This window comes from Streptomyces sp. NPDC037203 (genome assembly GCF_055605065.1).
Map to the genome: position 1 here is coordinate 373,205 of NZ_JBVJUC010000003.1, position 25,497 is coordinate 398,701.

The window sequence follows — 25,497 nt, forward strand, 5'->3', positions numbered from 1 at the left end:
GTTGCCGGAGCGGGGCGCAGGATCGCAGGAGAGGGCCGGGTACTGCCCGTCCGCGGCACGCGGGGAAGGCAGCTCATGCGCTACGAGATTCGCGTCGACGGCGAGCTGACGGAGACGCTGGCCAAGGCGTTCCCCGAGCTGGACCACGTGGTGGTGTCCGGCCACACCATCCTGTTCGGCCGCGTCCTGGACGAGACGCACCTGTACGGACTGCTGGCCCGCTGCCAGTCCCTCGGCCTGCGCGTGCTGGAGATGCGCCAGGCACCGCAGTGAGCCCTGCCGGGCCGGGCCCTCAGGGCTCGCGCTGCTTGCGGCTCAGCCCGGCGTTCACCGCCGCGGCGAGCAGTCGTACGGCCACGCCCACCAGCAGCAGGCCGCCCACCATCTGGCACATCACCGCCACCCGGCCCGCCTCCGAACGCGCCGTGATGTCGCCGAACCCCACGGTGGTGAACGTGGTCAGCGTGAAGTACAGGGCGTCGGTCCTGGTCAGTGGTTCGGAGAAGGAGCCGGGGGTGTCGCGCTCGATGATGTGGTAGACGCTGGCGAAGACGACCAGGTAGAGGCCCACCGTGGCGACCAGTGCCTCAACCGCCTTCAGCCGCGGATACGGCGCGTGCATGATGTGCCAGGCCTCCCAGCCGAAGACCACCGCGACCCCGAGCAGCCCGCACAGCAGCAGAAGGGCCGTCGCCAGGGTGGTGCGCGTGTCCAGCGGCACCAGGTAGTAGGCGAGGACCAGGCCGGTCAGGATGACCGCCGCCCGCGCGAAGGACGCGGCCGCGGCCCGGCGGTCCGACCCGCTGCCCAGGGGGTGCCGGGCTTCCTTCGCCGGTGCGCGCCTCGCCCGCTCGGTCATCGTGTCCGCCTCCCGCCGCTGCACCACAGGCCGGACCGCCTGTGCCCGCTACCCACCTCAGCGCCCCGGCCCCCGTACGGGATCACCCGCCAGGGGTGATCCCGTACGGGGCGTCAGGGGCGACGCTGTCGTGGTGAGGTCCCCGCACCAGGCCCCGCCGGCCGGCCGGGAGCGGCCTCGGGCACGGGACGGAGGAGCCATGACCTCCCTCCCGCGATCCGGGTCCGCACGGCCCCCGCGGCCGTTTCCCGGACCGGAGCACACCCCGGCGGGGCCGCCCCCGGCGACGGCCGCCGTTCACCCGCGCCGGGTGAGGCGTCCCGCGCGCGTCGGAGCGCAGCCTGAGGACGGTGGACGACCGACTACCGGGCGCGGACCCGGAACGGAGGCGGCGACATGAGCGTCCAGACCTACCTCGCGTACGACTATCCGGCGCTGAGCGTCTTCTGGTCCATGCTGGTGTTCTTCCTGTGGATCATGTGGTTCGTGCTGCTGTTCCGGGTGGTCATGGACATCTTCCGCGACGACTCCCTCGGCGGGGTGGCCAAGGCCGCCTGGCTGGTGTGCGTCGTCGTCCTGCCCTTCCTCGGCGTCTTCGTCTACCTGATCGCCCGCGGCAAGGGCATGGGCCGCCGCGAGGTGGAACAGGCCCGCGCCCAGCAGCGCGCGTTCGACAGCTACGTCCGCGAGACCGCGCGGGGCGGCGGCTCCAGCGCCGACGAACTCGCCCGGCTCGCCGAGATGAAGGCCCGCGGGGACATCACCGAGGACGAGTTCCGCAAGGCGAAGGACATGGTGTTCGCCGCCCACGGACCGGCCGCGGGACCATCCGCAGCCGCGGGCACCCCCGGAGGCACGGGGCCGGAGTCCACCGGATCCGGCCGTTCGGGAACCGTCTCCTCCCACTCCCCGCACTGACCCACCGCACACCGGAGAGAAACGAGGTGGCACGATGACCGCGCCCCACGCACACCACAACACCGGCCCCACCGGACCCGGAGCCGGCACCACACGCGAGCCCACCACCAAGGAACTGTGGGCCACCGGCCTGACCGCGTTCGCCGCGGTGATGCTGCTGCTCACCGGCGTCCTGGACATCTTCCGCGGCATCATGGGGATCGCCCGTGACGACGTCTTCCTCGCGACCCGCAGCTACGTGTTCCAGTTCAGCCTCACCGGCTGGGGCTGGGTCCATCTGGTCCTGGGCGCCGTCGCCGTCATCGTCGGCCTGGGCCTGATGAAGGTGTCGACCTGGGCGCGGGTGGCCGGTGTGGTCATCGCCGCGCTGATCATCATCGCCAACTTCCTGTCCCTGCCGTACTACCCGGTCTGGTCGATCGTGATGATCGCGCTCGCCGCGTTCACCATCTGGGCGCTGTGCGTGGTGCGCAAGGAAGGCGACCGGGGCCTGTTCGACTGACCGCCGCCCACCGCGGCGACCGGGTTCACACCGGCGGGGGCGCGCCTCCCGGAGGGGGATCGCCCGCCGCGCCCGGCAGGGCCAGGTGGGCGAGGTCGGCCGGGGGCGGCGAGGACACCGGCCACAGCGGGGTGGCCCGGCCGTCGGCGAGCGCCGCCGGGGCGTCGGTGAGGTTCATGCGCTCCCGCAGCCGTCCGTAGAAGTCCGTCGGACCCAGCCGCACCGCCTTCAGCCGGCGGGGTGCCGCGTACACGCCGATCCAGTCGCCGGGGCTCAGCACCCCGCGCACCTGTCCGTCGATGCTCACCGCTGCCTGGCCCGAGCGCTCCAGCACCCGCAGCGCCACGGGCTCGTCCGGGGCGGCCACGACCGAGCGGTTGAACACCATGTGCGGGGCCACCGGCGTGAAGACCAGCGCCTCCGCCCGCGGCGAGACCACCGGGCCGCCGGCGGCGAAGCTGTACGCCGTGGAACCGGTGGGCGTGGCGACCAGCAGCGCGTCCGCCGAGTAGCAGGCGAGGAGCCGGCCCGCCAGATACACCGCGACCGACACCTGCCGGTCACGCGACAGCTTCTCCAGGACGACGTCGTTGAGCGCGGTGACGTTCAGCGCGACACCCCAGTCGCCGCCCGCCGCGCAGTCCATCCGCACGCGGGGCGGCGGCAGCATGGGCCCGCGGCCGTACCGCATCAGGTCCTCCATCTGCGCGGGCATCTCCAGCCGGCACGACGCCCGCATGGTGAGCAGCATCCGGCTCTCCACGGTGATCCGCTCCTCGCGCACCGCGTCCAGGGCCGCCCGTACCGCGGGGGCCGGCACCTCGGTCAGGAAGCCGACCCGCCCGAGGTCCACACCGAGCACCAGGGCGTCGTTCTCCGCCGCGAGCCGGGCGCCGCGCAGAAAGGTGCCGTCCCCGCCGAGCGTGACGATCAGATCCGGGTCGCCCGCCGCGTCCACTTCCGCCCGCGCGCTGTGCCGGGCGCCCTCCTGCCACACGTCGATGTCGGTGCACACCACCGCGTGCTCCGCGCACCAGTCGCGCACCGCCCCCGCGGCCGCCTGCGCCTCGGCGCGCCCGCCGTGCACGACCAGGCCGACACGGTTCACCGTCATACCCGCACCACCCGCCTGAGAGCCGGCTTCTGCCGAGCGCCATCCTCGCCGGGGAGGGCACGGGCCCGCGCACGCCACGCCGCCGGGGGGCACCGGCGTACCCCTCCCACCGCCCCGCGGGGGCCGGGCGCCGCGCCGGACGGTTCACCCGCCCCACCCTCATGGCATCCACCCCCTACGGGTACTCGGGGGCGTGCCCACAGACGTACGGATGCCGGGGGAGGCCCCGATGAGCGAATACACCACCCCGTCCCAGGCCGAGGGCGAACGGGAGCCCGAGGACGTGGGAGCGGTGCAGCCGGTCCGCACCACCCCGTCCCAGGCGGAGGGCCCCGCCGAGGAGAGCCCCGAGCAGAACCCCGAGGAGGGCCGCGACTGACGAGGACCCCGACCGCCGCCTGCGTTGCGGCCCCCGCGGCGCCGCCCTAGCGTGATCTCGACACGTCAGACAGGTAGGCCGTGATGACGCATCCGCACGACCCCCTCGGCATCACCGAGCACAGAGCCGCCGCCCGTCCGATCCAGTTGGAGACGCACGGGCTCGACGTGATCGGGGACGCGGACCGCAGGGGTACCCCGCGCATGCTGTTCTGGCCCTGGTTCGGGGCGAACGTCTCCGTGCTCGGGCTCAGCTACGGCGCCTTCGCGTTCGGCTTCGGCATCTCCTTCTGGCAGGCGCTCGTCGCGGGCACCATCGGCATCGTCGTCTCGTTCCTGCTGTGCGGCTTCGTCTCGGTCGCCGGCAAGCGCGGCTCGGCGCCCACCATGGTGCTCAGCCGCGCCGCCTACGGGGTGCGCGGCAACCGGCTGCCGTCGGTGGTCTCCTGGATGCTCACCGTCGGCTGGGAGACCGCGCTGATCTCGCTCGCCACCCTGGCCACCGCGACCGTCTTCACCAGCCTCGGCTGGGGCGGCGGCACCGAGACCAAGGTGGTCGCCCTCATGGTGGTGGCCGCGCTGACCGTCGTCGCCGGTGTCATCGGCTTCGACCTGATCATGCGGCTCCAGACCGTCATCACCGTGATCACCGGCGTGCTGACCATCGTCTACGTCGGCCTCGTCGCCCACCAGGTCGACTGGGACGCCGTCAAGGCGGTACCGGGCGGATCCGCGCAGCAGATGATCGGCGCGCTGGTGTTCATGATGGCGGGCTTCGGGCTCGGCTGGATCAATGCCGCCGCCGACTACTCCCGCTACCTGCCGCGCGGCTCCTCCAGCCGGGGCGTGATCGGCTGGACCACCTTCGGCGGCTCGCTCGCCCCCGTGCTGCTGCTGGTCTTCGGCGTGCTGCTGGCCGGGTCCTCGCCGCAGCTGAGCCGGGCCATCGCCGACGACCCGATCGGCGCCCTCGCCACGATCCTGCCCACCTGGTTCCTGGTGCCGTTCGCCGTGGTCGCCGTGCTCAGCCTGGTCGGCGGCGCCGTCCTCGACATCTACTCCTCCGGCCTCGCCCTGCTCTCCGCCGGACTGCGCGTGCCCCGCTATCTGGCCGCGCTCTGGGACGGCTGCCTGATGATCGCCGGGTCGGTCTACATCGTGTTCTTCGCCGACGGCTTCCTCGGCCAGTTCATGGGCTTCCTCACCACGCTCGGCGTGCCCGTCGCCGCCTGGTCCGGTGTCATGCTGGCCGACCTCGCGCTGCGCCGCCGCGATTACGACGACGGCGACCTGTTCCGCCCGCACGGCCGCTACGGCGACGTCCCGCTGCTGCCCCCGCTGCTCACTCTCGCCGCCACGGCCGTCGGCTGGGGCCTGGTCACCAACACCGCCGCGCACTGGCTGGGCTGGCAGGGCTACCTCCTCGGGCCGCTCGGCCTCGGCGGCCGTACCGGCGCGTGGGCGTACGCCAACCTGGGCGTGGTGGTCGCCCTCGCCCTGTCCTTCCTCGGCACCCTCCTCCTCGGCCGGCGCCGGGTGCGCGCCCAGGAGGCCCTGGCCCCGAGCCCCGCGCCGGGCGAGGAGGTCCTCAGGGCCTGAGCGGTATCCCGTCCGGCACTGGTCCGTCCTCTTGCCGTTCGCACGCATGCCCCGGCCGCGCACCGGGTACGCGAGGCGGGAGCCCGTCCGGGCAGTCCGTCCGGACGGCCCGTACCACCACCGCTACCTGGGGATCTGCCATGGAGACACCCGCACACGACGCCCTTCCGACGCCGGCCCAGCAGGCGCTGGACGCCCTGGTCGCCAACGCCGAGGACCAGAGGGCCCTGGACACCCTGGCCCACAGCGACGTGCTCGTCCCCGTGCCGGACGACGCGATCGACGGCGAGGGCGCCGACGCCACGACGGTGGCCCTGCCCATCCTGGAACAGCCCGACGGAGACCCCGTCGTCCCCGTCTTCACCACGGAGAACGAGATGGCCGAGCTGCTGCCCTTCGTCTCCCGCTACCGCCTCATCCCACTGGGCGCGCTGGCCGCGCAGTGGCCCGACGAGGAGATCTCCCTGGCGATAGACGGCAGCTCGGAGCACGCGCTCACGCTGACGTCCCAGGGAGTGCGGACGCTGCTGGCCCGCTGAGCGCGGGCCCGTGGAAGGGCCGCGGGACGCGGAGAACCGCGAAAGTGATCACCACCCTCCCGCGGGCGGCAAAATACCCTCATGGAATACATCGCCGGCACGGCAGGCGCCCTGCTGCTCCTCGCCGTGCTGAGCAGCATCCTGCGCACCCTCGTCGTCCCGAGGGGCCTCTACTCCGCGCTGGTCTTCCGCCTGTGGTGGCTGCTGCGCAGAGTGCTGCGGCTGACCACCCCCCGTGGTGACTACGAGGCCATCGACCGCGCCCAGACCTGGCTGGCCCCGCTCATGCTGATCGGCATGCTCGCCTGCTGGCTCGTCGGCGCCCTGTTCGGCTTCGGGCTGCTGCTGTACGCGCTGTCCCCGCTGGCGTGGACCACCGCGTTCCGGGAGGCCGGCTCCAGCCTGTTCACGCTGGGCTTCGCCAGCGGTGCCCGGTGGAAGCTGTCGGTCCTCGACTTCGTCGCGGCGGCCACCGGACCGGTCCTGATCGCGCTCCAGATCGCCTACCTGCCCACGCTGTACGCCGCCTACAACCGACGGGAGGTCGAGGTCACCCTCCTCCAGGCGCGGGCGGGCGAGCCTTCCTGGGGCCCGGAGATCCTGGCCCGGCAGTGGCTGGTCGACACCGAGACCGCGCTGCCCGAGCTGTACCGGGCCTGGGAGCGGCTGGCCTCGGACATGGGCGAGAGCCACTCCACCTACCCGGTGCTGCTGACGTTCCGCTCCCCGCGCCCGTACCGCAGCTGGCTGGTGGGCCTGGTCGCCGTGATGGACGCGGCGGCGCTCCAGCTCGCGCTGGACCCGAAGACCGCGCCGCCGGAGGCCCGCCTGGTGCTGCGGGCCGGGTTCAGCGCCCTGCGCGACATCGCCCGCGCGGTGCGCGCCCCCTTCGAGGACGACCCCTCGCCCAGCGCACCCATCCGGCTCACCTACGCTGAGTTCGACGCGGCCGTGGCGATGCTGGACTCGACCGGCTTCCGGGCCGAGCGCACCCCCGAGGAGGCATGGCCGCACTTCCGCGGCTGGCGGGTCAACTACGAGGCCGTCGCCTATGAACTGTGCCGCCGCTGCGACGCCGTACCCGCCCTGTGGACCGGCCCCCGCGACTTCCCGACCACCCCGGTCCCGCCGCGCCGCCCGGTGGACCGGCGCCCGGACGACCCGCCGCCGGGCGTCTAGGGACTTCGACTTCCGTTCGGATCAGGCCGGATCAGGGCGCGGCGCCGGCGCCCGCGAGCCCGCCTTGCATCTGCACGCACCAGCCCCCGCTCGGCTCGGCCGTAAGACACCGCCAACCCGAGCCGACCTGATCCGGAAGAAAGGCCCTAGGACGTGTCTGATAATCGATCTTGTGGTGGGTCGTGGTGAGCTGACGGATGCGGCGTGGGAGCGGATAGCGCCACTGTTGCCGGGTGTTGACGGGCGAGGCCGTCCGTGGCGGGATCACCGGCAGGTGATCAATGGGGTGTTGTGGCGGTTGCGGACGGGTGCTCCGTGGCGTGACCTGCCAGAGCGCTTCGGGCCGTGGCAGACGGTCTACGAGCGGTTCGCCCGCTGGGAGACGGACGGGACCTGGGCCCGCCTGCTCGAAGAGGTTCAGGTCCGCGACGACTCCGTCGGGGCCGTGGAATGGACGGTCTCGGTCGACTCCACGATCAACCGGGCCCACCAGCACGCCGCCGGCGCTCGCAAAAAGGGGCGTCGACGGGGGACGAACTGGAAGATCCGGAACGCACGGCGGCTGGTCAGGCGCTCGGCCGGTCCCGCGGCGGGCTGACCACCAAGGTCCACCTCGCCTGTGACGGCCGGGGCCTGCCCCTGGCCGTCGTCCTCACGCCGGGCAACGTCAACGACTCCACCGCCTTCGACGCGGTCTTGGACGCGGTTAGAGTGCCCCGGACGGGCGTCGGGCGGCCGCGCCGCAGACCCGATGCGGTCATCGCCGACAAGGCGTATTCATCACGGGCGATCCGCCAGACGCTACGGCACCGGGGCATCCGGGCGGTGATCCCGGAAAGGGCTGATCAGAAGGCCAACCGGATGCGGCGCGGCCGGGCCGGCGGCAGGCCACCGGCCTTCGACCGTGAGCTCTACAAGGCCCGCAACGTCGTCGAACGCTGCTTCAACCGGCTCAAGCAGTTCCGCGCCATCGCGACCCGCTTCGACAAACTCGCCGCCCGCTACCGGGCCGGACTTCACCTCGCAGCACTCATCCTCTGGCTCCGCGAACCGAGCCAAGATCATTTGTCAGACAGGTCCTAGCGGTCCTGGCCCCCCTCGGGCAGCATCCGCTCCAGGACGGCCCGTTGCACCGGCAGCACCCGAGTGTGCAGGGCGCGGCCCCTGGTGGTGAGGGCGACCCAGACGCCGCGGCGGTCCTCGGCGCACACCGAGCGCTCCACCAGGCCGTCCTTCTCCAGCCGGCCGATCAGCCGGGACAGGGCGCTCTGGCTGAGATGCACCCGCCCGACCAGGTTCTGCACCCGGCAGTGGTCGCCCTCACGGGGCGACTCGGCGGACAGGATGTCCAGCACCTCGAAGTCGCTGGCGCCCAGCCCGTAGGGGTGCAGCGCACGGTCTATCTCGCACATCGTGCGCGCGTGCACAGCGAGGATGTCCCGCCAGCGTTCCTCGAGCCGGGCATCGGCCGTTTTCACTGCCATACCGGCACCGTAGCACCGTTCCAGCCACTCGTTGAGTGTGCAACTACTGTTCGGTGGCGGGATCCTGGAGCAGGCCCACCATGTTGCCGTCGGCGTCCTTGACGCTCGCCACGAGCCGCCCGTTGCCGACGTCCCGGACGTCCTGGACGATCTCCGCGCCCGCCGCCACCAGCGCCGCCAGGCGCTCCCGCAGATCGGTGACGTGCCAGAACGGCACCGGCCCGGTCAGGCCCTGCGCGTGCCCGTTCGGGTCCAGGCCGACGTCCTGCCCGGCGGCCTTGAATCCGATGTAGTACGGCTCGTCGGCGTACGGCTCGACGCCCAGCAGCGCGCCGAACAGGGCCTTGGCCCGCTCCGCGTCCTTGACGGGGTAGATGATGGTCTGCACACCGGTGGTCATGGGAACTCGCTCCTCACAGGGCAATGGATTCGGGGCGGCCCGGCCGGCCCCGTCGATGCAGCCACGCTAGACCGGGGGACCCCGCCACGGCTTCTCCGATCCTGACCGCTTCGACGCCCCCGGCCCCGCACACCGAGCGGCGCCTCCGTGACGGCGCATCCGCCGGCCCGGCACAGCCGGTGAGGCCGCGTCCACCCGGTCGTCCGGCAGAAGAAGAGTGGGTGAACGGTTCGCCCGCGCGGGCCGCAACGTGGGCGGGGTGCCGCCGATCCGGCGGTAGTCTGGTGCCGGCCGTGATCACCCACCGGGGGACGGCCGAGCAGGAGACGTAGGAACCATGACAACCCCCGAAGCCGGCACCCTCCGCGCCCGCATCTCACCGCGCCGGCGTCCGCGGTGGCGAGCCCAGGGCCCCGTCGTCGCGGTGGTCGCCGCCGGCGGCGCCCTCGGCGCCTGCGCCCGCTACGGGCTCAGCCTCGCCTGGCCCACCCCGCCCGGCGGCTTCCCCTGGGCGACCTTCTGCACCAACCTCATCGGCTGCGCCGTGATGGGCGTGTTCATGGTGTTCCTCACCGAGGTGTGGGCCGCCCACCGCCTCGTCCGCCCCTTCTTCGGCACCGGCGTCCTCGGCGGCTTCACCACTTTCTCCACCTACACGGTCGACATCCGCAGGCTGGTCGAGGCGGGCCGCCCCGGCGTCGGCCTCGTCTATCTGGTGGCGACGCCCTGCGCGGCCCTCGGCGCGGTGTGGCTCGCCTCGGCCACCGTCCGCCGGGTGCTGACCCGGAGGGAGCGGGCATGACCGCGCTCACCGGTCGCGCGCTGCGGCTGACCGTCTGCGTCGGCGAGGACGACACCTGGCACCACAAGCCCCTCTACAGCGAGATCGTGCACCGCGCCCACGCCGCCGGGCTCGCGGGCGCCAGCGTCTTCCGGGGCATCGAGGGCTTCGGCGCCTCCTCCCGCATCCACACCTCCCGGCTGCTCTCGCTCGCCGAGGACCTGCCGGTCGCGGTGGTCGTCGTGGACACCGAGGAGCGGGTGCGGGCCTTCCTGCCCCAGCTTGCCGAACTGGTCCACGGGGGACTGGTCACGCTGGACGAGTGCGAGGTCGTACGGTACGCCGGCCGCGCACCCGCGCCGGAAGGTGAGGAACCGTTGTGAACCGGCCGCCCGGCGCGGCCGGCGCGGGGCGCTGACCACGTCCTCGCACCGCCTGCTGTGAGAATTCCTGCTGCGAGACCCTGCGGCCGACCGGGGCCGGCTCGGGCCTCTACGCTTCGGTGAGCGTCATCGCCGGCCTGGCGGGCCGACCCGGCCGCGGCCTTCGCGCCCGGCGCGGCACGTACTGCCTACAACACTGTCGACCTACTCTCCTCAGAACTGGATCCCATGAGCGCCATCTCTGTCGGTCAGGCCGTCATCCTCGGAGTCGTCGAGGGGGTGACCGAGTTCCTCCCCGTGTCCTCCACCGGCCACCTCAAGATCGCCGAGGGGCTCATGCACATCCCCGTCGACGACAAGTCCGTCGTCGGATTCTCCGCCGTCATCCAGGTCGGCGCCATCGCCGCCGTGCTCGTGTACTTCTTCAAGGACATCAAGCGGATCGTTTCCGCCTGGTTCCGCGGTCTGGTCAACCGCGAGGAGCGCTACCACCACGACTACAAGTTCGCCTGGTGGGTCGTCGCCGCGACCATCCCGATCGTCCTGGTGGGCCTTGCCGCGAAGCCGCTGATCGACGGGCCGCTGGCCTCGCTGTGGGTGGTGGCCGGTTCGCTGATCGTCGGCTCCGGCGCGATGTGGTGCGCGGACCAGATGGGCCGCCACAAGCGCGGCGAGGACGACACGTCCTTCAAGGACGCGATGTGGGTGGGCTGCTCGCAGATCCTCGCCCTCCTCTTCCCCGGCTTCTCCCGCTCCGGCGCCACCATGTCCACCGCGCTCGTCCTGGACCTGGACCGCGTCGCCGCGACCCGCCTCTCCTTCTTCCTGGGCATCCCCGCGCTCACCGGCGCCGGTATCTACGAGCTGAAGGACGCCCTCGGCGCGGGCGTGGGCGCCGCCCCGCTGGCCGTCGGCACCCTCGTCTCCTTCGTCGTGGCCTACGCCTCGATCGCCTGGCTGCTGAAGTTCGTCGCCAAGCACTCCTTCAACGCCTTCGTGATCTACCGGATCATCATCGGCGTCGGCCTGCTCGGCCTGCTCGGCACCGGTGTGCTCAACGCCTGAGCCGTGCTCTCCCGGCACCTCACGGGGTGCGGCGGCCCGAACGCGGGCGCCGCACCCCGTGCGCGTTCGTGAAGCCTCGGGTCCGGACCGGCCGCCTTGACAGAGCGGGCGGGCAGCGCGCAGGATCGCCCCGTGAACCTGTCAGACAGCCAGACAGGTGGCGTGGGTCCGCGGCGCGTCAGCGCGATGGAAGCGGTCCTCGGCCACCTCCGCGGCGCCATCGAACGCGGCGACTACGCCATCGGCGACAAGCTGCCCTCCGAGGCCGAGCTGGGCCGCACCCTGGAGGTCTCCCGGCCCGTGCTGCGCGAGGCGCTGCGCGCGCTCCAGGCGATGGGCCTCACGGTCTCCCGGACCGGCAAGGGCACCTTCGTCGTCGCCAACGCCGTGGAGGACCCCACCTTCGGCGACTACGCGGCCAGCGACCTGCTGGAGGTCCGCCGGCACATCGAGATCCCGGTCGCCGGCTACGCGGCCCTGCGCCGCACCCCCGACCATCTGGACCGGCTGGCCCACCTGCTGGACCGCATGGAGCGGGAGACGGACACCACCGCCTGGGTCGCGATGGACACCCTTTTCCACCTCACCGTGGCCGAGGCCGCCCAGAACCCGGTCTTCCGCCGGGTCATCGAGGAGATCCGCGACGCCCTGGCCCGCCAGTCGGCCTTCCTCAACGAACTCGGCGGCCGGCGCGAGCAGTCCAACCGCGAGCACCGCGCGATCGTGGAGGCGCTCACCGACGGCTGCGAACAGGACGCCCTCGCGGCGATGAGCCACCACCTGGACCGCGTCGAACGCACCCTCACCGACATCGTGCGCCCCAGAAACCCGGACCCGGCCGCGAGCGGCACGCCCGAGGCGTGAGCGCCGCCCACCCCTGACTCCCGGCTCACCCCGTTCCCGGACCCCCGCCTGCGCGGCACCGGCGCCGGAGGCACCACCGTGCCCCTGCGCCGCCGCCGCACCGGGCGCGGTCCGTACGACGCCCACGCCCGACCCGTGCGACCCGCACACCCCGCGCCCCGACCGGCGTGCCACCGCGCGACCCGCGGACCGGCCGCCCCGACCTCTTTGATGCAGGAAGAAATGGACCTCAGCCTCCCCGCCGCCGCGCCCGTCGTGCGCGCACCCGGCCACGCCCCCGTCGCCCACCTCGTCCGCGGCGGCGTGGTCGAGGGCATCCACTACGGCTCCGTCGTCGTCCTCGGCGCCGACGGCACCGTCGACTTCCGGCTCGGCGACATCGAGGCCGCCTTCTACCCCCGTTCGGCCGTCAAACCCCTCCAGGCCGTCGCCATGGTGCGGGCCGGGCTGCCGCTGGACGGCGAACTGCTGTCGCTGGCCGCCGCGAGCCACTCCGGCGAGGAGCGCCACCTCGACGGCACCCGGCGCATCCTGGAGCGGGCCGGCCTCGCCGAGGACGACCTGCGCAACGTCCCCGACCTGCCCTTCGCCCCCGCCGTCCGCGACACCTGGATCCGCGAGGGCCGGACGCCCTCCCGGCTCGCCCAGAACTGCTCCGGCAAGCACGCGGCGATGCTGTGGACCGCGCGGCTCAACGGCTGGTCCCTGCCCGACTACCTGGACCCCGCCCACCCCCTGCAGCAGGCGATCCGGGAGACCGTCGAGGACCTCACCGGGCAGCGGGTCGCGCACATCAGTGTGGACGGCTGCGGCGCCCCCTTGTTCGCCATCTCCCTGCACGGGCTCGCCCGCGCCCTGTCCCGGATCACCTCGGCGGCGCCCGGCACCGCGGAGGCGAAGGTCGCCGACGCGATGCGCGACCACGCCGAGATGGCGTCCGGCGCGGGCCGCGACGTCGCCGCGCTGATGCGGGCCGTGCCGGGGCTGCTCGCCAAGGACGGCTTCGAGGGCGTCCAGGTCGCCGCGCTGCCCGACGGGCGGGCGGTGGCCGTGAAGATAGCGGACGGCGCGGACCGTGCGCGGATACCGGTCGCGGCGCGGGCCCTGGAGCGCGCCGGGGTGGACCCGGCGCTGCTGACCGGCTTCGCGGGGCAGGCGCTGCTCGGCGGCGGCGTCCCGGTGGGGGCCGTACGCGTGGTGGACGAGTCCGATCCCGCCTGAGTCCACCCCCTGCCGACGTTTCCCCTCCCGAAGCCCAGAAAGCGGAGCCACTCCTCATGACCACCACCCGGCGCGAACACGACCTCCTCGGCGATCGGGACGTGCCCGCCGACGCCTACTGGGGCATCCACACCCTGCGGGCGACCGAGAACTTCCCCATCACCGGCATGCCGATCTCGGCGTACCCGCATCTGGTCGACGCCCTGGCCGCCGTCAAGGAGGCCGCCGCGCTCGCCAACGAGGAACTCGGGCTGCTCGCACCGGAGAAGGCCCGCGCGATCGTCACCGCCTGCCAGGAGATCCGGCGGGGCGGGCTGCACGAGCAGTTCGTCGTGGACGTCATCCAGGGCGGGGCCGGCACCTCGACCAACATGAACGCCAACGAGGTCGTCGCCAACCGGGCGCTGGAACTGCTCGGCCGTGCCAAGGGCGAGTACACCTGTGTCCACCCCAACGAGGACGTCAACCTGAGTCAGTCGACCAACGACGTCTACCCGACCGCCGTCAAGATAGCGACGGTCTTCGCGGTCCGTGGTCTGCTCAAGGCGATGGCGGTGCTCCAGGACTCCTTCGCGGCGAAGTCCGTCGAGTTCCGCGAGGTGCTCAAGATGGGCCGCACCCAGTTGCAGGACGCGGTGCCGATGACGCTCGGCCAGGAGTTCTCCGCGTTCGCCGTGATGATCGAGGAGGACCGCAGCCGTCTCGCCGAGGCCGTCGAGCTGATCCATGAGATCAACCTGGGCGCCACGGCGATCGGTACCGGACTCAATGCTCCGTCCGGGTACGCCGAGGCCGCCCGCCGGCATCTGTCCGCGATCACCGGGCTGCCGCTGGTCACCGCCGCCAACCTGGTCGAGGCCACCCAGGACTGCGGGGCCTTCGTGCAGATGTCCGGGGTGCTCAAGCGGATCGCGGTCAAGCTCTCCAAGAGCTGCAACGACCTGCGGCTGCTGTCCTCCGGGCCGCGCGCCGGACTCGGCGAGATCAACCTGCCGCCGGTGCAGGCCGGTTCGTCGATCATGCCGGGCAAGGTCAACCCGGTCATCCCCGAGGTCGTCAACCAGGTCGCCTTCGAGGTGATCGGCAACGACGTCGCCATCACCATGGCCGCCGAGGCCGGACAGCTCCAGCTCAACGCCTTCGAGCCGATCATCCTGCACTCCCTGTCGGAGTCCGTCACCCATCTGGAGCGGGCCTGCCTGACGCTGGCCGAGCGCTGCGTCGACGGCATCACCGCCAACACCGAGCGGCTGCGCGCGAGCGTGGAGAACTCCATCGGACTGGTCACCGCGCTCAACCCGCACATCGGCTACACGGCCGCCACCGAGATCGCCAAGGAGGCCCTCGCCACCGGCCGCGGGGTCGCCGAGCTGGTCCTGGAGAAGGGCCTGCTGCCCGCCGGGACGCTGGCCGCTCTGCTGCGCCCGGAGATCGTCGCGGGCAGCGGGGCACCGGCCGCCTGACCTGCGCCGACGAGCGATTCAGGGGCCGGGGCGAGTGGGCCGCGGGACCGGCACGGAGGCACAATGGTGATCATGACGACGACGTCGACCCCCAGCTTCCTGCCGGTCCTGGAGCGCATAGCCGAGGAACTGGAACACACACCGGGCCGCGGCCGTGCCGCCGACTACATACCGGCGCTCGCCGCCTGCGACCCGCGCGCCTTCGGCATGGCCGTCGCCGAGCTGGACGGCACGGTGTACGGGGTGGGGGAGTGGCGGCAGCCGTTCTCCGCGCAGTCCATCACCAAGGTGTTCACGCTCGCCCTGGACCTCGCCCGCGAGGGCGACGAACTCTGGGAGCACGTCGGGCGCGAGCCCTCCGGCAACCCGTTCAACTCCCTGGTCCAGCTGGAATACGAGGACGGCATCCCGCGCAACCCGTTCATCAACGCGGGCGCCCTCGTGGTCACCGACCGCCTCCAGACCCGCACCGGGGACGCGGCCGGGGAACTGCTCGACTTCCTGCGCGCCGAGAGCGGAAACCCCGCGCTGGACTTCGACCAGGAGGTCGCCGCCTCCGAGACCGCGCACGGCGACCGCAACGCCGCCCTCGCCCACTTCATGGCGTCCTACGGCAACATCGACAACGAGATCACGGTCCTGCTCGACCAGTACTTCCGCCAGTGCTCCATCGCCGCCTCCTGCGCCGACCTCGCCCTCGCCACCGGCTTCCTCGCCCGGCACGGCATCCGCGCCGACGGCAGCAGGCTGCTCAGCCGCAGCCAGGCCAAGCAGGTCAACGCGGTGATGCTGACCTGCGGCACATACGACGCCGCGGGCGACTTCGCCTACCGGGTCGGCCTGCCCGGCAAGAGCGGTGTGGGCGGCGGCATCATCGCCGTCGTACCGGGCCGCTGCACCCTGTGCGTGTGGAGCCCCGGCCTGGACGAACGCGGCAACTCCGTGGCCGGCGTGGCCGCCCTGGACCGCTTCACCACCCTGACCGGCCTTTCCGTCTTCTGAGCGCACCGGCCCCGCCCACCGCCGGACACCGCCCCACCGCGCCCCGGCCCCATGCCGGTCGGACCCTCGTCGTCCCGCGGACCTCCGGCGTCGATACGCCGAGCCGGTGTCGGCCGCCCGCTGCGGGGGCTCCCGGCGCCGGCCACCCGGTGCGTCCGGGCGCGGCGGAAGCGCCGGGCCGCGCGTGGGTCGCCCTGGGCCTCTGCCCGGCCCGCCGGTCCGTCAGTCACGCGCCGCCCTGGCCCTGCCCCGTGCCCGCAGTGCCAGTGCCAGCGCGGCCGCGCCCAGCACGGCGAGTCCCGCCCCGACGGCGGTGCCCGACCAGTCGTCGTCCGGTTCCCCGGACGTGGCCGCCGCCACCGGCGCGGCCGACGCGGTCGGCCGGGGGCCGGGGCGCAGCGCGTCCAGCGATCCCACCGGATCCACCTGACCGGCCGCCGCGAAGCCCCAGTCGAGCAGCGCGCGCGCCTCCTCGTACACCTCGAACCCGTCACCGGTCTGCGGGTTCATCACGGTCACCTCCAGCGTGCGCCCGCCCCGCCGGGCCGCGGCCACCAGGGTGTTGCCCGCGTTGGAGGTGTAGCCGTTCTTGACGCCGATCAGGCCCGGATAGGGGGCCACGCCGTCGGCGCCGGTGAGCAGCCGGTTGGTGTTCTCGATGGCGTACGGCGCCCCGTCGCCGGGGAATTCGGCCCGGGCGGTGGAGCAGTACCGGGCGAAGTCCGGGTTGCGCAGCCCCTCCCGGCCGAAGACGGCGAGGTCGTAGGCGGAGGACACCTGGCCGGGGGTGTCGTAGCCGTCCGGGGAGAGCACATGGGTGTCCAGGGCGCCCAGGGCGCGGGCGTTGGTCTGCATCCGCTTGGCGGTGGTCCCCCAGCCGCCGTTCAGGGAGGCGAGCACGTGCACCGCGTCGTTGCCGGAACTGAGGAAGACCCCCCGCCACAGATCCGCCACCCGGTAGCTGTGGCCCTCCTCGACCCCGACCAGGCTGCTGCCCTCGGCGACGTCGGCCAGCTCCTGGTAGCGCACGGTGTGCTGCATCCCGCCGGGCAGTTTCGGCAGCACGGTGAGGGCGAACAGGGTCTTCAGGGTGCTGGCGGGCGGCAGCGGGCGGTGCGCCTCGCTCGCGGCGAGCACCTGCCCGCTGCCCGCGTCGGCGACCAGCCAGGACAGCGCGGAGACGTCCGGCAGACCGGGGGCGCCCCGGTGCGGGCGTACCTGGACGCCCGAGCGGTAGAGCAGGGCCGGGGCCGGGGTGGCCGCGCGCGGCGCGGGCGGCGCGGGCTCGCCGCTGCGGGGCAGCGCGGCGCTCCGGTGCCGTGCGGCGGCCGGTACGGCGCCGGCCGGGGCCGGGGTGAACGCCAGCAGGCCCGCCACACACAGGGAGCAGGCGGGGACGACCGCCCGATATCTGAATCTGGTGATCATATGATCAACGTACGAACGGGGGTGGTGTGTGCGCGTCGGCCGCGCCGTCCGGCCCAGCGGAGCAACCCGGATGCCGTACCCGGTCAGCCGGCGGGCAGTGTCGGCAGGACCTGCCGCAGGAAGGCCGCGTTGCCGGGGGTGCGCCGCATCCGCTCCAGCAGGGTCTCCAGGCCCGCCGGGGCGCCCTCGCGCGAGCGCAGGGCGCGGCGCAGCCGGTGTGCGGCGTCCAACTCGGCCGGGGTGAGCAGGAGTTCCTCGCGCCGGGTGCCGGAGCCCGCCAGGTCCACGGCGGGGAAGACGCGCCGTCCGGCCAGCTCCCGGTCGAGGCGCAGCTCCATGTTGCCCGTGCCCTTCAGCTCCTCGAAGAAGTAGCCGTCGGCCCGCGATCCCGTGTCGATTAGGGCGGTGGCCAGGATGGTCAGCGAGCCGCCCTCCTCGGCCTCGCGGGCGGCACCGAAGAACCGCTTGGGGCCGAGCAGCGCGCCCGCGTCGACACCACCGCTGAGGGTACGGCCGCCCGCGCCGGAGGCGTTGTTGTGCGCCCGGCACAGCCGGGTCAGCGAGTCCAGCAGGACGACGACGTCCTCGCCCGCCTCGACCAGCCGCTTGGCGCGTTCGCCGACGAGTTCGGCGAGGGCGATGTGCTCCTTGGCGGTGCGGTCGAAGGTGGAGGCGTACACCTCGCCGTGCAGCGCCCGGCGCATCTCGGTGACCTCCTCGGGGCGCTCGTCCAGCAGCAGGACCATCAGCCGGCACTCGGGGTGGTTCCCGGCGACGGCCGCGGCCAGTTGCCTCAGCAGTACCGTCTTGCCGCTTTTCGGCGGGGCCACGACGAGGCCGCGCTGGCCCTTGCCGACCGGCGCGAACAGATCGGCGACCCGGCCGGCGAGGCCCGCCTCCGGGTGTTCCAGGCGCAGCCGCCGGCGCGGATGCACCGGGGTGAGGTCGCGGAAGGCCCGGCGGCGGGTGCCGTCGCCGGGCGCACGGCCCTCGACCCGCGCCACCTCGGTCAGCGCGCGCTGAGCGCCCCGGACGCCTTCGACCAGGTCGCCCTTGCGCAGCCCGTACCTGCGGACCAGCGCGGCCGGCACCTGCGGGTCGGCGGGGGTGGGGAGGAGGTCGGCGCGCCGCAGGTACCCCTTCCCGTGCGCGTCGAGGTCGAGAACGCCGGTGACGAGCCGGGCGGCCGGGGCCTGGAGCTGGACCGGAGGGTGTTCGAGTGTGGTGGTCATGGAGGGGTGTCCTTTCGCGGACGGGAAGCGGAGAAAAGCGTGGGAGGGGGAACGGCCGCGAGCGGGAGGCGGATACGACCTGCCTCCGGGCGGCACCGACGACACCCCGGACACGACGGCGTAAGCCCTGGTCACGAGGTTGCGCGGAGAAGAAGCCCTGGGGCCGCGAGAACGGCTTGGCCGAGGGGCTGGGAAGAAGACGGCGACATCGGTGCCGGTACGAGGGGCACGCACATGCGCTGTTCGCACTATACCGGTGCGCTCGGTGTCGTCAACAGATCGGGGTACGGGGGTATTCCCGAGGAAGAGGTGCGGCCCCCTGGTGCGCTCGGCGGGGGCCGCCCCGGTGTCAGGAGCGCGCCCGCGCCTCCTCGGCGATCTGCTCGAACCGCGCCCCCATCGCCTCGGCAAGGGCGTGCGCGCCCGACAGCGGGCGGACCATGACCATGAAGTCGTCGATCAGCCCCTCCTCGTCCACGTGCAGGAAGTCGCAGCCGGTCAGCTCGCGCTCGCCCACACGGGCGGTGAACACCAGCGCGTGGTCGGGGGAGTCCGGGGAACCGAACGCGCGGACGTAGCGGAAGTCCTCGAAGACCTGCGAGACCGCGCGCAGGATCGCAGCGGTGACGGCCTTGCCCGTATACGGTTTGAAGACGACGGGACTGCTGAAGACGACGTCCTCGGCCAGCAGCGCCTCCACGGCATCCAGGTCCCCGGCCTCGACTGCCGAACGGAACGCGTGCATCGGATCACCCCTGTAGGTTGGGTCGGTACGGATGAAACTGATCAACGGGTACGAGAGTTGACGGACTGACGGACATGTTCGGACCCGAAGGCCCCACGCTGCGCGAACTCGCCGCCCAGGCGCTGTCGTCCGTCGAGCACGGCTACGACCTGCTCGCGCCGAAGTTCGACCACACGCCTTTCCGCACCCCCGGCCGGGTGCTCGACGCCGTGGCGCGGGCGCTCGTCCCGCTGGGCCCGTTCGACGACGGGCTCGACCTGTGCTGCGGTACCGGCGCCGGTACGCGGGTGCTGGCCGGGCTGTGCCGCCGCAGCGCCGTCGGCGTCGATTTCAGCGCGGGCATGCTGGACGTCGCCCGGCACCGGGCCGGCCGCGAGGGCGGACCCGCGCTCGGCTGGGTGCGCGCCGACGCGCGGGCGCTGCCGTTCACCGCCGCCTTCGACCTCGTCGTCAGCTTCGGCGCGTTCGGCCACTTCCTGCCCCGCGAGCTGCCGGGCCTGTTCGCGCAGGTGCACTCGGCGCTGCGGCCCGGCGGCAGCTTCGCCTTCCCGCTGGGCGCCCCGGTCCCCGCGAACCACCGCGCGTACTGGACACTGCTCGGCTTCGACGCGGCGATGCGGGTGCGCAACGCCCTGTGGCGGCCGCCGTTCGTCATGTACTACCGGACCTTCCGACTGGGCGCGGTGCTCCCGGAGTTGGCGCGCGCCGGGTTCACGACGGAGCTGCGGCCCCTGCCCGAGTTCGGCCGGCGCGCCGACGGCAGCCCGCGCGCCCGGCTGGTGGTCGCCACCAAGGCCGGTGCAAAGCAGGGGAATTGATCCCGGCGTGGTGATCACAGGGCGCTGTACAGGGCGTCGATCAGTGCCGTCTTCCGGGGGTCGTCCGCGACGCGCGGGCCCATGCGGTTCATGACGTAGCCCAGCGACACCCCGGCCTCCGGATCGGCGAGCCCGCACGAACCGCCGAACCCGTCATGGCCGAACGCCCGCGGATTGGGCCCGTACGCGCCCCGCGGCCCGCTCAGCCACAGGCCGAGCCCGGCCTCGCTCTCGCCCCCGAGGCCCGCGCCGAGCACCAGGTCGACACAGGCGCCCTGCCCCTCGCGCACCCGCTCGGCCGCCGCGGGCGTCAGAATCCGCCGCCCGCCGAAGGAGCCGCGCCCGGCGAAGACGCCGTACAGCGCCGCGACCGCCCGCGCGGTGCCGTGCCCGTTGGCCGCCGGGACCTGAGCCGCCCGCCACTCGGGCGTGTTCGCCTGCGCCGGACCGATCACCGGGTTGGCCAAGGCCGCGAGCATGATCCGGGTCAGGTCCCCGGAGACGGGCGCGGGTCCGCCGTCCGGGCCGGCGGGTGTACGGGTCAGTTCGGCCGCCCGCGCGTACTCCCCGACCGGCAGGCCCACGCCGAAGTCGATGCCGAGCGGCCCGGTCACCTCACGCTCCAGGAAGGCCCCCGGCATCAGCCCGGTGATCCGCCGGACGACCTCGCCGACCAGGAAGCCGTACGTCACCGCGTGGTACCCGGACCGGGTGCCCGGCTCCCACCAGGGCTCCATGGCCGCGAGCCGCGCGGTGGTCAGCTCCCAGTCGTACAGGTCCCGCAGGCTGTGCGGCTCGCGCAGTCCGCACAGCCCCGCGCGGTGCGACAGCAGATGCCGCACCAGCACCTTCTCCTTGCCGCCCGCCGCGAACTCGGGCCAGTAGCGGGCCACCGGCGCGTCCAGGTCGAGCAGTCCCCGGTCGGCGAGCAGATGCGCGCACAGTGCCACCGGGCCCTTGGTGGTCGACCACACGTTCACCAGCGTGTCCCGCTCCCAGGTGCGGGTGCGGGCCGCGTCCGCCCAGCCGCCCCACAGGTCCACCACGGGCCGCCCGCCGAGGGTGACCGCCACCGCCGCACCGAGCTCGTACCGCGTACGGAAGTTCTCCTCGAACGCCTCGCGCACGGCCGTGAACCGGGGATCGCAGAAGCCGTGGACCCCGGCGGCCTCCGGCGGCGGGGACTGCCGGGCGTCGTGCGTGGCGGACATGGACCCTCCGTGCTCGCGGGAAGGCCCGGACCGTGTCGGCCCGGACCGGGCACCCCGAACATACCGACCGGTCGGGGTTCGAGGAAGAGGTGATCTCAGGCGTACGAGCGCAGCCAGCGCAACTTCACCGCGTCGTGGAAGGGTCCGCCGCCCTCGTGGTCGTTGAACTCGTACACCTCGATCGTCTTGTCCGGATGGGCCCAGGAGTTGAAGGCCGCGAACACCGTCGACGGCGGGCAGGTCTCGTCCTCCAGGGCCGTAGAGAAGAGGGCCGGCATCCGGCCGCGTGCCGCGAAGTGCACCCCGTCGAAGTAGGAGAGGGTGCGCAGTACCTGCGGCGCCCGGCCCCGGTGGGTCTTCAGGAACAGGCCGACCTCGCGGTAGGGGTGGCGGTCGGTCAGCGTGATCGCGCGCGGGAAGTCGCACAGGAACGGCACGTCCGGCGCCACCGCGACCAGATCCGGGACCAGCGCGCCGACGGCGAGGGTGATGCCGCCGCCCTGGCTGTGGCCCAGCGCCACCGTGCGCGCCGCGTCGGCCAGCGGATGGGCGCGGGCCGCCTCGACCGCCCGCACCGCGTCCGTGAACACCCGCCGGTAGTAGTGGTTCTCGGGCGCGTCGATGCCACGGGTGAGGAAGCCGGGGTGGGCGGGCCCCGAGCCCACCGGGTCCGCGGTGCCGCCCCCGCCGCCCCAGACGCTGCCCTGCCCTCGGGTGTCCATCACGAAGTGCGCCCGGCCCGTCGACGCCCACAGCAGATCCTCGTGCGCCAGCCCGCGCCCGCCGCCGTAGCCGATGAACTGCACGACGAGCGGCAGGGGTTCGCGGGCGCCCGCGGGCAGCCGCAGCCAGCCCTTGACCGGGTGCCCGCCGAACCCCGCGAACGTGACATCGTACACCTCGACCGTGGCCAGTCCGGACTCCACCGGCTCGAAACGGACGTCCAGTTCGTGTGCGCGCGCCTCGCTCAGGGTGGCGGCCCAGAAGGCGTCGAAGTCATCGGGGGCCGCGGACTCGCCGCGGTAGGCGCGGAGTTCGGACAGGGGCAGGTCGAACAGGGCCATCGGCCACCGCCTTCACCGGGAGAACGGGGAGCCCACCGTACGAGGACGGTGCCCCGGCCGGCCATGGCGGCGTGCTCGTCACCTCCTCGGCCGGGTCCACCGCGGCTCGGTGCGGGCCCACTCGCGCTCCCACTCGGCGAGCCGGTGGCGCAGCGCCGCCCGGCGGGCGGCGGTGTGCCCGAGGAACACCAGGCCCCCGGCGCAGGCCGCCGTGCACACCCCGACGGTCACCGCGTGCTGGAGGACCGCCGCGCCGGACGCCGGCGCGGTGACGACCCGGCCCCGAGAGTCGACCCACACGGAGACCGTCCCGCCCGCGGGGGTACCGGCCGGCACCCGCGCCATGGCGGTCCTGGGCACCTGGCCGGGGTCGGTCCAGCGGACCTCGGCGCGGTGCGGACGGCCGCGATCGGCCCCTGCGGCGGGCGGGTCGCCGACCACCGTGGCCCGCACCTGATGGCGCGCGGCCCGCTGCGCCGCCGCGGTCGCCGCCGCCCGGTCCCGCGTGTACAGGCCCGCGGCCGCCCCGACCAGCGGCGCCACCACGAACAGCAGCACGGCGACCACCAGCGCCGTCCACGCCTCGACGACATCACAGCGGCGCCGCAGCGGATTGCTCCGCCAGCGCCAGCCGCGCACACGCACCCGGTTCCGCATGCCCGCCTCCTCGCCGAAGCCGACCGGCCGCCCGCCCGCCCGCGCCGCCACCCGCTCCCGGTGTGCGCACGGGCGTCCACACCCGACTCGTACCCCGTACGGCGCACCCGGCCCACCCGATGAACCGCGAATTCCGGCCCATTTGAGGCGCATTCGAGCCATATGTCCCGCGAGCGTGCCGGCGGTGCGGCTCAGCCGAAGCGTTCGATGCGGATCCGGTCGGCCGGCTGACCGGCACGCACCAGCAGCCGGGAGACGTGCTCGGCGAACCCGTTGGAGCCGCACACGTACGCCTCCCACCCGCCCGGCGGCCGCTCGGCCAGCAGCGGCGCCAGATGCGCGGCCGACACCCGGCCCACCGGCACCCCGGCGGGGGCGCTGCGTGTGAACACCGGGGTGGTCTCCGCGCCCAGCTCGGCCGCGTAGATCAGCTCCTCGGGGCTCCGCGCCGACACCAGCATCCGCAGTGGCACGCGCAGGCCGCGCCCCCGGTGGTGCCGGACCATCGACATCAGCGGTACGACCCCGGAGCCGGCGCCGAGCAGCAGCGCGGGCCGGTCCCCCGGCCAGGCGAAGAAGCCGCTGAGCGGGCCGCGCACCTCGATGGTGTCACCGGGCCGGGCCACCGTGTGGAACCAGCCGGAGACCTCGCCGCCCGGCACCCGGTCCAGGGTCAGCTCGATGTGTCCGCTGTCGTCGGGAGCGGAGGCGATGGAGTAGTGGCGCTGCGCCGTGTAGCCGTCCTCGGCGGTCAGCCGCAGCATCAGGTGCTGGCCGGGCAGGTGTCCCGGCCACGCGGGCACCGCGAGCCGGAACGTGGCCGCGTGCGGGGTCTCCCGGCGGATCTCGGTCAGGGTGGCCGTCTGCCATGTCGACTCCGCCTGCTCGCTCACCGCGATCCGGCCGGGCACCGCGAACCGGGGCGCGCCGCCGGGCGCGGTCGTCGTCTCAGTCACCGGAGTACCGCTGCTCCTCCCAGGGGTTGCCGCGCGCGTGGTAGCCGTTGCCCTCCCAGAAGCCCGGCTCGTCGTGGTCGAGGAGCGTGATGCCCGCGATCCACTTGGCGCTCTTCCAGAAGTACAGGTGGGGCACCACCAGGCGCGCCGGGCCGCCGTGCTCGGCCGGCAGCGGCGCGCCGCCGTACTCCCAGACGATCCAGGCGCGGCCACCGGTGAGGTCGGCCAGCGGCAGGTTCGCGGTGTAGCCGGTGTGGGAGCGGGCGAGCGCGTGGGTGGCGGCCGGGGCGGGCCGCACCACGTCGAGGAAGGCGTCGAGCGAGACCCCGCCGAAGCGCACCCCGAACTTCGACCACCCGGTGACGCAGTGGATGTCACCCTCGTACGCCGAGGCGGGCAGCGCGTGCGCCGCGTCCCAGTCCCAGGTGTACGGCCGCTCGACCAGTCCGTCGATCCGGAAGGTCCAGTCGGCGGGTGCGAGGTCGGGAGTGACCTCGGCGGACAGGACGGGCCAGTCCTCGCGCGCGTCGTACTGACCGGGCGGCAGCCCCGGATGGTGCTCGCGCGCGCGGCCCGTGAAGCCTCGCGTGACGTTCATGCTTCAACCGTACGCTGTCCGGGCCGGTGCTCCGCTCCTGGTCACCGGCCCGGTGCCCGGGACGCGGGGCCCGATCGTTGCGGTCGTATGAACACCGCCGGGGCGCGGGAATACCGGTCGCGGGCCGCTCCTTGGCGATCGGTACCGGCCCCTGGGCGCGCCGGTCACCGGTACGAGAGAAGCGAGGGATGAGAATGCGCAAGGCGTACGGCTCCGGCACGGTGATCGGGGTGGCCGCGTGAGCGTCGTCGGCCCCCCGCCCCCCACGGACGTCCCGCTCCCCACGGACGCCCCGCGGGCCCCCTCGGACGTCCGGCACGTCCTCGACAACCCCGCCCACGCCTCCCTCACCGGGCCGCACGCCCGCTTCGCCGAGCGGCGCGGCCGGGTGCTGCGCTACCCGGTGGACGTCTCGCCGTGGCTGGCGCTGCCCGACGAGCCGGAGGAGCGGGACTGGGCCGACCTCGCCGCGCTGGCCGGACCCGGCGCCGAGGTCCCGCTGTTCGGCTACTGCGGACAGGCCCCCGCGGACTGGGAGATCACCTTCCACGTGGACGGTGTCCAGCTCGTGGACGACGGCCTGGCCGCGGCGCCGGACGCGGAGGCGGTCCGCCTCGGCCCGGCCGACGTGCCCGAGATGCTGGACCTGGTGGCGCGCACCCGGCCGGGGCCGTTCCTGCCGCGCACCATCGAGATGGGCACCTACCTCGGCATCCGCCGCGAGGGCGCGCTGGTCGCGATGGCGGGGGAGCGGCTGCGTCCGCCGGGCTGGACGGAGATCAGCGCGGTGTGCACCGACGCCGGGGTGCGCGGCCAGGGTCTGGCCGGCCGGCTGATCCGTGCCGTCGCGCACGGCATCCGGGAGCGCGGGGACACCCCGTTCCTGCACACCGGCGCCGGGAACACCAACGCCATCCGGCTCTACGAGTCCCTCGGCTTCCGGCTGCGCCGGACCACGTCGTTCCTGGCGGCGCGGGTCCCGGAGCGGCTGGCGGACGGGCGGCCGGCGGTGCCGGCGGGGTGACCGCCGTACGCCC

At 73.6% G+C, this 25,497-nt stretch carries 29 protein-coding genes; 17 read left to right on the forward strand and 12 right to left on the reverse strand.

Going from position 1 to position 25,497, the window contains the following annotated elements; translation table 11 throughout:
* Window positions 1–75 precede the first annotated feature (75 nt).
* Window positions 76–273, forward strand: a complete 198-nt coding sequence (locus tag ACZ7EC_RS10915; protein WP_085563090.1) for a hypothetical protein — start codon at window positions 76–78, stop codon at window positions 271–273.
* A 19-nt stretch (window positions 274–292) separates the two neighbouring features.
* Here the strand turns inward: ACZ7EC_RS10915 and ACZ7EC_RS10920 are convergent, their stop codons facing one another.
* Window positions 293–859, reverse strand: a complete 567-nt coding sequence (locus ACZ7EC_RS10920; protein WP_471060721.1) for an ion channel — start codon at window positions 857–859, stop codon at window positions 293–295.
* A 396-nt stretch (window positions 860–1,255) separates the two neighbouring features.
* Here ACZ7EC_RS10920 and ACZ7EC_RS10925 point away from each other — a divergent pair, with 396 nt between their 5' ends.
* Entirely contained in the window at window positions 1,256–1,777 is a 522-nt protein-coding gene (locus tag ACZ7EC_RS10925; RefSeq protein ID WP_471060724.1) for an SHOCT domain-containing protein, read from the forward strand.
* Between the two features lie 34 nt (window positions 1,778–1,811).
* Entirely contained in the window at window positions 1,812–2,279 is a 468-nt protein-coding gene (locus ACZ7EC_RS10930) for a DUF7144 family membrane protein (RefSeq protein ID WP_471060727.1), read from the forward strand.
* Between the two features lie 25 nt (window positions 2,280–2,304).
* Here the strand turns inward: ACZ7EC_RS10930 and ACZ7EC_RS10935 are convergent, their stop codons facing one another.
* Window positions 2,305–3,393 carry an NAD(+)/NADH kinase gene (locus ACZ7EC_RS10935; RefSeq protein ID WP_471060730.1) on the reverse strand — a complete coding sequence of 363 codons (1,089 nt, stop codon included), beginning with the start codon at window positions 3,391–3,393 and terminating at the stop codon, window positions 2,305–2,307.
* A 229-nt stretch (window positions 3,394–3,622) separates the two neighbouring features.
* Here ACZ7EC_RS10935 and ACZ7EC_RS10940 point away from each other — a divergent pair, with 229 nt between their 5' ends.
* From ACZ7EC_RS10940 to ACZ7EC_RS10960, 5 genes are all read left to right on the forward strand, one after another.
* Window positions 3,623–3,772 carry a hypothetical protein gene (locus ACZ7EC_RS10940; protein ID WP_471060733.1) on the forward strand — a complete coding sequence of 50 codons (150 nt, stop codon included), beginning with the start codon at window positions 3,623–3,625 and terminating at the stop codon, window positions 3,770–3,772.
* Window positions 3,773–3,855: 83 nt separating this feature from the next.
* A complete protein-coding gene (locus ACZ7EC_RS10945) occupies window positions 3,856–5,370 on the forward strand; it encodes a purine-cytosine permease family protein (RefSeq protein WP_471060735.1) in 1,515 nt (504 codons plus the stop codon).
* 140 nt (window positions 5,371–5,510) lie between these two features.
* Window positions 5,511–5,909, forward strand: a complete 399-nt coding sequence (locus ACZ7EC_RS10950; protein ID WP_471060738.1) for an SseB family protein — start codon at window positions 5,511–5,513, stop codon at window positions 5,907–5,909.
* A gap of 81 nt (window positions 5,910–5,990) precedes the next feature.
* On the forward strand, window positions 5,991–7,088 hold the full coding sequence (locus ACZ7EC_RS10955; RefSeq protein WP_471060740.1) for a hypothetical protein: 1,098 nt from the start codon (window positions 5,991–5,993) through the stop codon (window positions 7,086–7,088).
* Window positions 7,089–7,263: 175 nt separating this feature from the next.
* Window positions 7,264–8,171 (forward strand): IS5 family transposase gene (locus tag ACZ7EC_RS10960; RefSeq protein WP_471060416.1). Its coding sequence is split into 2 segments (ribosomal slippage): window positions 7,264–7,609 and window positions 7,609–8,171, totalling 909 coding nucleotides; the frame shifts between segments, so codons are not numbered across the junction.
* On the opposite strand, the gene ACZ7EC_RS10965 is transcribed toward ACZ7EC_RS10960, so the two are convergent.
* The gene (locus tag ACZ7EC_RS10965) at window positions 8,168–8,572 is read right to left on the reverse strand and encodes a MarR family winged helix-turn-helix transcriptional regulator (RefSeq protein WP_471060743.1); all 405 of its coding nucleotides are present in this window, start codon (window positions 8,570–8,572) and stop codon (window positions 8,168–8,170) included. The two genes, ACZ7EC_RS10960 and ACZ7EC_RS10965, sit on opposite strands and share 4 nt — an antisense overlap.
* A 43-nt stretch (window positions 8,573–8,615) precedes the next feature.
* Window positions 8,616–8,972: a VOC family protein gene (locus ACZ7EC_RS10970; RefSeq protein WP_471060746.1), complete on the reverse strand. Its 357-nt coding sequence runs from the start codon at window positions 8,970–8,972 to the stop codon at window positions 8,616–8,618.
* A 337-nt stretch (window positions 8,973–9,309) separates the two neighbouring features.
* On the opposite strand from ACZ7EC_RS10970, the gene crcB reads away from it, so the two are divergent.
* The 7 genes from crcB (at window position 9,310) to ACZ7EC_RS11005 (ending at window position 15,751) form a co-directional block, all read left to right on the forward strand.
* On the forward strand, window positions 9,310–9,774 hold the full coding sequence (crcB, locus tag ACZ7EC_RS10975; protein WP_471060749.1) for a fluoride efflux transporter CrcB: 465 nt from the start codon (window positions 9,310–9,312) through the stop codon (window positions 9,772–9,774).
* Complete coding sequence (locus ACZ7EC_RS10980) at window positions 9,771–10,136, forward strand: DUF190 domain-containing protein (RefSeq protein WP_471060751.1); 366 nt, start codon at window positions 9,771–9,773, stop codon at window positions 10,134–10,136. The genes crcB and ACZ7EC_RS10980 overlap by 4 nt, the downstream gene beginning before the upstream one ends.
* 228 nt (window positions 10,137–10,364) lie before the next feature.
* Entirely contained in the window at window positions 10,365–11,201 is an 837-nt protein-coding gene (locus ACZ7EC_RS10985) for an undecaprenyl-diphosphate phosphatase (RefSeq protein ID WP_471060754.1), read from the forward strand.
* Between the two features lie 186 nt (window positions 11,202–11,387).
* A complete protein-coding gene (locus ACZ7EC_RS10990) occupies window positions 11,388–12,065 on the forward strand; it encodes a FadR/GntR family transcriptional regulator (RefSeq protein ID WP_471062020.1) in 678 nt (225 codons plus the stop codon).
* A gap of 222 nt (window positions 12,066–12,287) precedes the next feature.
* Window positions 12,288–13,286: an asparaginase gene (locus ACZ7EC_RS10995; RefSeq protein ID WP_471060757.1), complete on the forward strand. Its 999-nt coding sequence runs from the start codon at window positions 12,288–12,290 to the stop codon at window positions 13,284–13,286.
* Between the two features lie 56 nt (window positions 13,287–13,342).
* A complete protein-coding gene (gene aspA, locus ACZ7EC_RS11000; RefSeq protein ID WP_471060760.1) occupies window positions 13,343–14,749 on the forward strand; it encodes an aspartate ammonia-lyase in 1,407 nt (468 codons plus the stop codon).
* A gap of 63 nt (window positions 14,750–14,812) precedes the next feature.
* A complete protein-coding gene (locus ACZ7EC_RS11005; protein ID WP_397987654.1) occupies window positions 14,813–15,751 on the forward strand; it encodes a glutaminase in 939 nt (312 codons plus the stop codon).
* A gap of 222 nt (window positions 15,752–15,973) precedes the next feature.
* On the opposite strand, the gene ACZ7EC_RS11010 is transcribed toward ACZ7EC_RS11005, so the two are convergent.
* The 3 genes from ACZ7EC_RS11010 to ACZ7EC_RS11020 form a co-directional block, all read right to left on the reverse strand.
* Window positions 15,974–17,179 (reverse strand): D-alanyl-D-alanine carboxypeptidase family protein, encoded by a 1,206-nt coding sequence (locus tag ACZ7EC_RS11010; protein ID WP_471060764.1) that lies wholly within the window; start codon window positions 17,177–17,179, stop codon window positions 15,974–15,976.
* 83 nt (window positions 17,180–17,262) lie between these two features.
* Window positions 17,263–18,411 (reverse strand): transcription termination factor Rho, encoded by a 1,149-nt coding sequence (gene rho / locus ACZ7EC_RS11015; protein ID WP_471060767.1) that lies wholly within the window; start codon window positions 18,409–18,411, stop codon window positions 17,263–17,265.
* Between the two features lie 349 nt (window positions 18,412–18,760).
* Window positions 18,761–19,156 carry a nuclear transport factor 2 family protein gene (locus tag ACZ7EC_RS11020; RefSeq protein WP_471060770.1) on the reverse strand — a complete coding sequence of 132 codons (396 nt, stop codon included), beginning with the start codon at window positions 19,154–19,156 and terminating at the stop codon, window positions 18,761–18,763.
* A gap of 74 nt (window positions 19,157–19,230) precedes the next feature.
* Here ACZ7EC_RS11020 and ACZ7EC_RS11025 point away from each other — a divergent pair, with 74 nt between their 5' ends.
* Window positions 19,231–19,974: a class I SAM-dependent methyltransferase gene (locus ACZ7EC_RS11025; protein ID WP_471060773.1), complete on the forward strand. Its 744-nt coding sequence runs from the start codon at window positions 19,231–19,233 to the stop codon at window positions 19,972–19,974.
* A gap of 14 nt (window positions 19,975–19,988) precedes the next feature.
* Here the strand turns inward: ACZ7EC_RS11025 and ACZ7EC_RS11030 are convergent, their stop codons facing one another.
* From ACZ7EC_RS11030 to ACZ7EC_RS11050, 5 genes are all read right to left on the reverse strand, one after another.
* Window positions 19,989–21,185: a serine hydrolase domain-containing protein gene (locus tag ACZ7EC_RS11030; protein WP_471060776.1), complete on the reverse strand. Its 1,197-nt coding sequence runs from the start codon at window positions 21,183–21,185 to the stop codon at window positions 19,989–19,991.
* 95 nt (window positions 21,186–21,280) lie between these two features.
* Complete coding sequence (locus tag ACZ7EC_RS11035; RefSeq protein WP_471060779.1) at window positions 21,281–22,249, reverse strand: acetylxylan esterase; 969 nt, start codon at window positions 22,247–22,249, stop codon at window positions 21,281–21,283.
* A gap of 78 nt (window positions 22,250–22,327) precedes the next feature.
* Window positions 22,328–22,906 (reverse strand): Rv1733c family protein, encoded by a 579-nt coding sequence (locus tag ACZ7EC_RS11040; protein ID WP_471060782.1) that lies wholly within the window; start codon window positions 22,904–22,906, stop codon window positions 22,328–22,330.
* A gap of 191 nt (window positions 22,907–23,097) precedes the next feature.
* Window positions 23,098–23,862, reverse strand: a complete 765-nt coding sequence (locus tag ACZ7EC_RS11045) for a ferredoxin reductase (protein ID WP_471060784.1) — start codon at window positions 23,860–23,862, stop codon at window positions 23,098–23,100.
* Window positions 23,855–24,460, reverse strand: coding sequence for a sulfite oxidase-like oxidoreductase (locus ACZ7EC_RS11050; RefSeq protein ID WP_471060786.1), 606 nt, complete (start codon window positions 24,458–24,460; stop codon window positions 23,855–23,857). The genes ACZ7EC_RS11045 and ACZ7EC_RS11050 overlap by 8 nt, the downstream gene beginning before the upstream one ends.
* A 238-nt stretch (window positions 24,461–24,698) precedes the next feature.
* On the opposite strand from ACZ7EC_RS11050, the gene ACZ7EC_RS11055 reads away from it, so the two are divergent.
* Window positions 24,699–25,484, forward strand: a complete 786-nt coding sequence (locus ACZ7EC_RS11055; protein ID WP_471060789.1) for a GNAT family N-acetyltransferase — start codon at window positions 24,699–24,701, stop codon at window positions 25,482–25,484.
* Window positions 25,485–25,497: the final 13 nt, after the last annotated feature.

Coding starts and splice junctions, on each gene's coding strand:
- ACZ7EC_RS11020 (WP_471060770.1), bottom strand. CDS start 19,156: ATGCACGCGTTCCGTTCGGCAGTCGAGGCCGGGGACCTGGATGCCGTG.
- ACZ7EC_RS10925 (WP_471060724.1), top strand. CDS start 1,256: ATGAGCGTCCAGACCTACCTCGCGTACGACTATCCGGCGCTGAGCGTC.
- crcB (WP_471060749.1), top strand. CDS start 9,310: ATGACAACCCCCGAAGCCGGCACCCTCCGCGCCCGCATCTCACCGCGC.
- ACZ7EC_RS10920 (WP_471060721.1), bottom strand. CDS start 859: ATGACCGAGCGGGCGAGGCGCGCACCGGCGAAGGAAGCCCGGCACCCC.
- ACZ7EC_RS11005 (WP_397987654.1), top strand. CDS start 14,813: ATGGTGATCATGACGACGACGTCGACCCCCAGCTTCCTGCCGGTCCTG.
- ACZ7EC_RS11010 (WP_471060764.1), bottom strand. CDS start 17,179: ATGATCACCAGATTCAGATATCGGGCGGTCGTCCCCGCCTGCTCCCTG.
- rho (WP_471060767.1), bottom strand. CDS start 18,411: ATGACCACCACACTCGAACACCCTCCGGTCCAGCTCCAGGCCCCGGCC.
- ACZ7EC_RS10965 (WP_471060743.1), bottom strand. CDS start 8,572: ATGGCAGTGAAAACGGCCGATGCCCGGCTCGAGGAACGCTGGCGGGAC.
- ACZ7EC_RS11050 (WP_471060786.1), bottom strand. CDS start 24,460: ATGAACGTCACGCGAGGCTTCACGGGCCGCGCGCGCGAGCACCATCCG.
- ACZ7EC_RS10915 (WP_085563090.1), top strand. CDS start 76: ATGCGCTACGAGATTCGCGTCGACGGCGAGCTGACGGAGACGCTGGCC.
- ACZ7EC_RS11025 (WP_471060773.1), top strand. CDS start 19,231: ATGTTCGGACCCGAAGGCCCCACGCTGCGCGAACTCGCCGCCCAGGCG.
- ACZ7EC_RS11030 (WP_471060776.1), bottom strand. CDS start 21,185: ATGTCCGCCACGCACGACGCCCGGCAGTCCCCGCCGCCGGAGGCCGCC.
- ACZ7EC_RS10945 (WP_471060735.1), top strand. CDS start 3,856: ATGACGCATCCGCACGACCCCCTCGGCATCACCGAGCACAGAGCCGCC.
- ACZ7EC_RS10955 (WP_471060740.1), top strand. CDS start 5,991: ATGGAATACATCGCCGGCACGGCAGGCGCCCTGCTGCTCCTCGCCGTG.
- ACZ7EC_RS11040 (WP_471060782.1), bottom strand. CDS start 22,906: ATGCGGAACCGGGTGCGTGTGCGCGGCTGGCGCTGGCGGAGCAATCCG.
- ACZ7EC_RS10970 (WP_471060746.1), bottom strand. CDS start 8,972: ATGACCACCGGTGTGCAGACCATCATCTACCCCGTCAAGGACGCGGAG.
- ACZ7EC_RS11035 (WP_471060779.1), bottom strand. CDS start 22,249: ATGGCCCTGTTCGACCTGCCCCTGTCCGAACTCCGCGCCTACCGCGGC.
- ACZ7EC_RS10990 (WP_471062020.1), top strand. CDS start 11,388: ATGGAAGCGGTCCTCGGCCACCTCCGCGGCGCCATCGAACGCGGCGAC.
- ACZ7EC_RS10995 (WP_471060757.1), top strand. CDS start 12,288: ATGGACCTCAGCCTCCCCGCCGCCGCGCCCGTCGTGCGCGCACCCGGC.
- ACZ7EC_RS10985 (WP_471060754.1), top strand. CDS start 10,365: ATGAGCGCCATCTCTGTCGGTCAGGCCGTCATCCTCGGAGTCGTCGAG.
- ACZ7EC_RS10940 (WP_471060733.1), top strand. CDS start 3,623: ATGAGCGAATACACCACCCCGTCCCAGGCCGAGGGCGAACGGGAGCCC.
- ACZ7EC_RS10930 (WP_471060727.1), top strand. CDS start 1,812: ATGACCGCGCCCCACGCACACCACAACACCGGCCCCACCGGACCCGGA.
- ACZ7EC_RS10935 (WP_471060730.1), bottom strand. CDS start 3,393: ATGACGGTGAACCGTGTCGGCCTGGTCGTGCACGGCGGGCGCGCCGAG.
- aspA (WP_471060760.1), top strand. CDS start 13,343: ATGACCACCACCCGGCGCGAACACGACCTCCTCGGCGATCGGGACGTG.
- ACZ7EC_RS10980 (WP_471060751.1), top strand. CDS start 9,771: ATGACCGCGCTCACCGGTCGCGCGCTGCGGCTGACCGTCTGCGTCGGC.
- ACZ7EC_RS10950 (WP_471060738.1), top strand. CDS start 5,511: ATGGAGACACCCGCACACGACGCCCTTCCGACGCCGGCCCAGCAGGCG.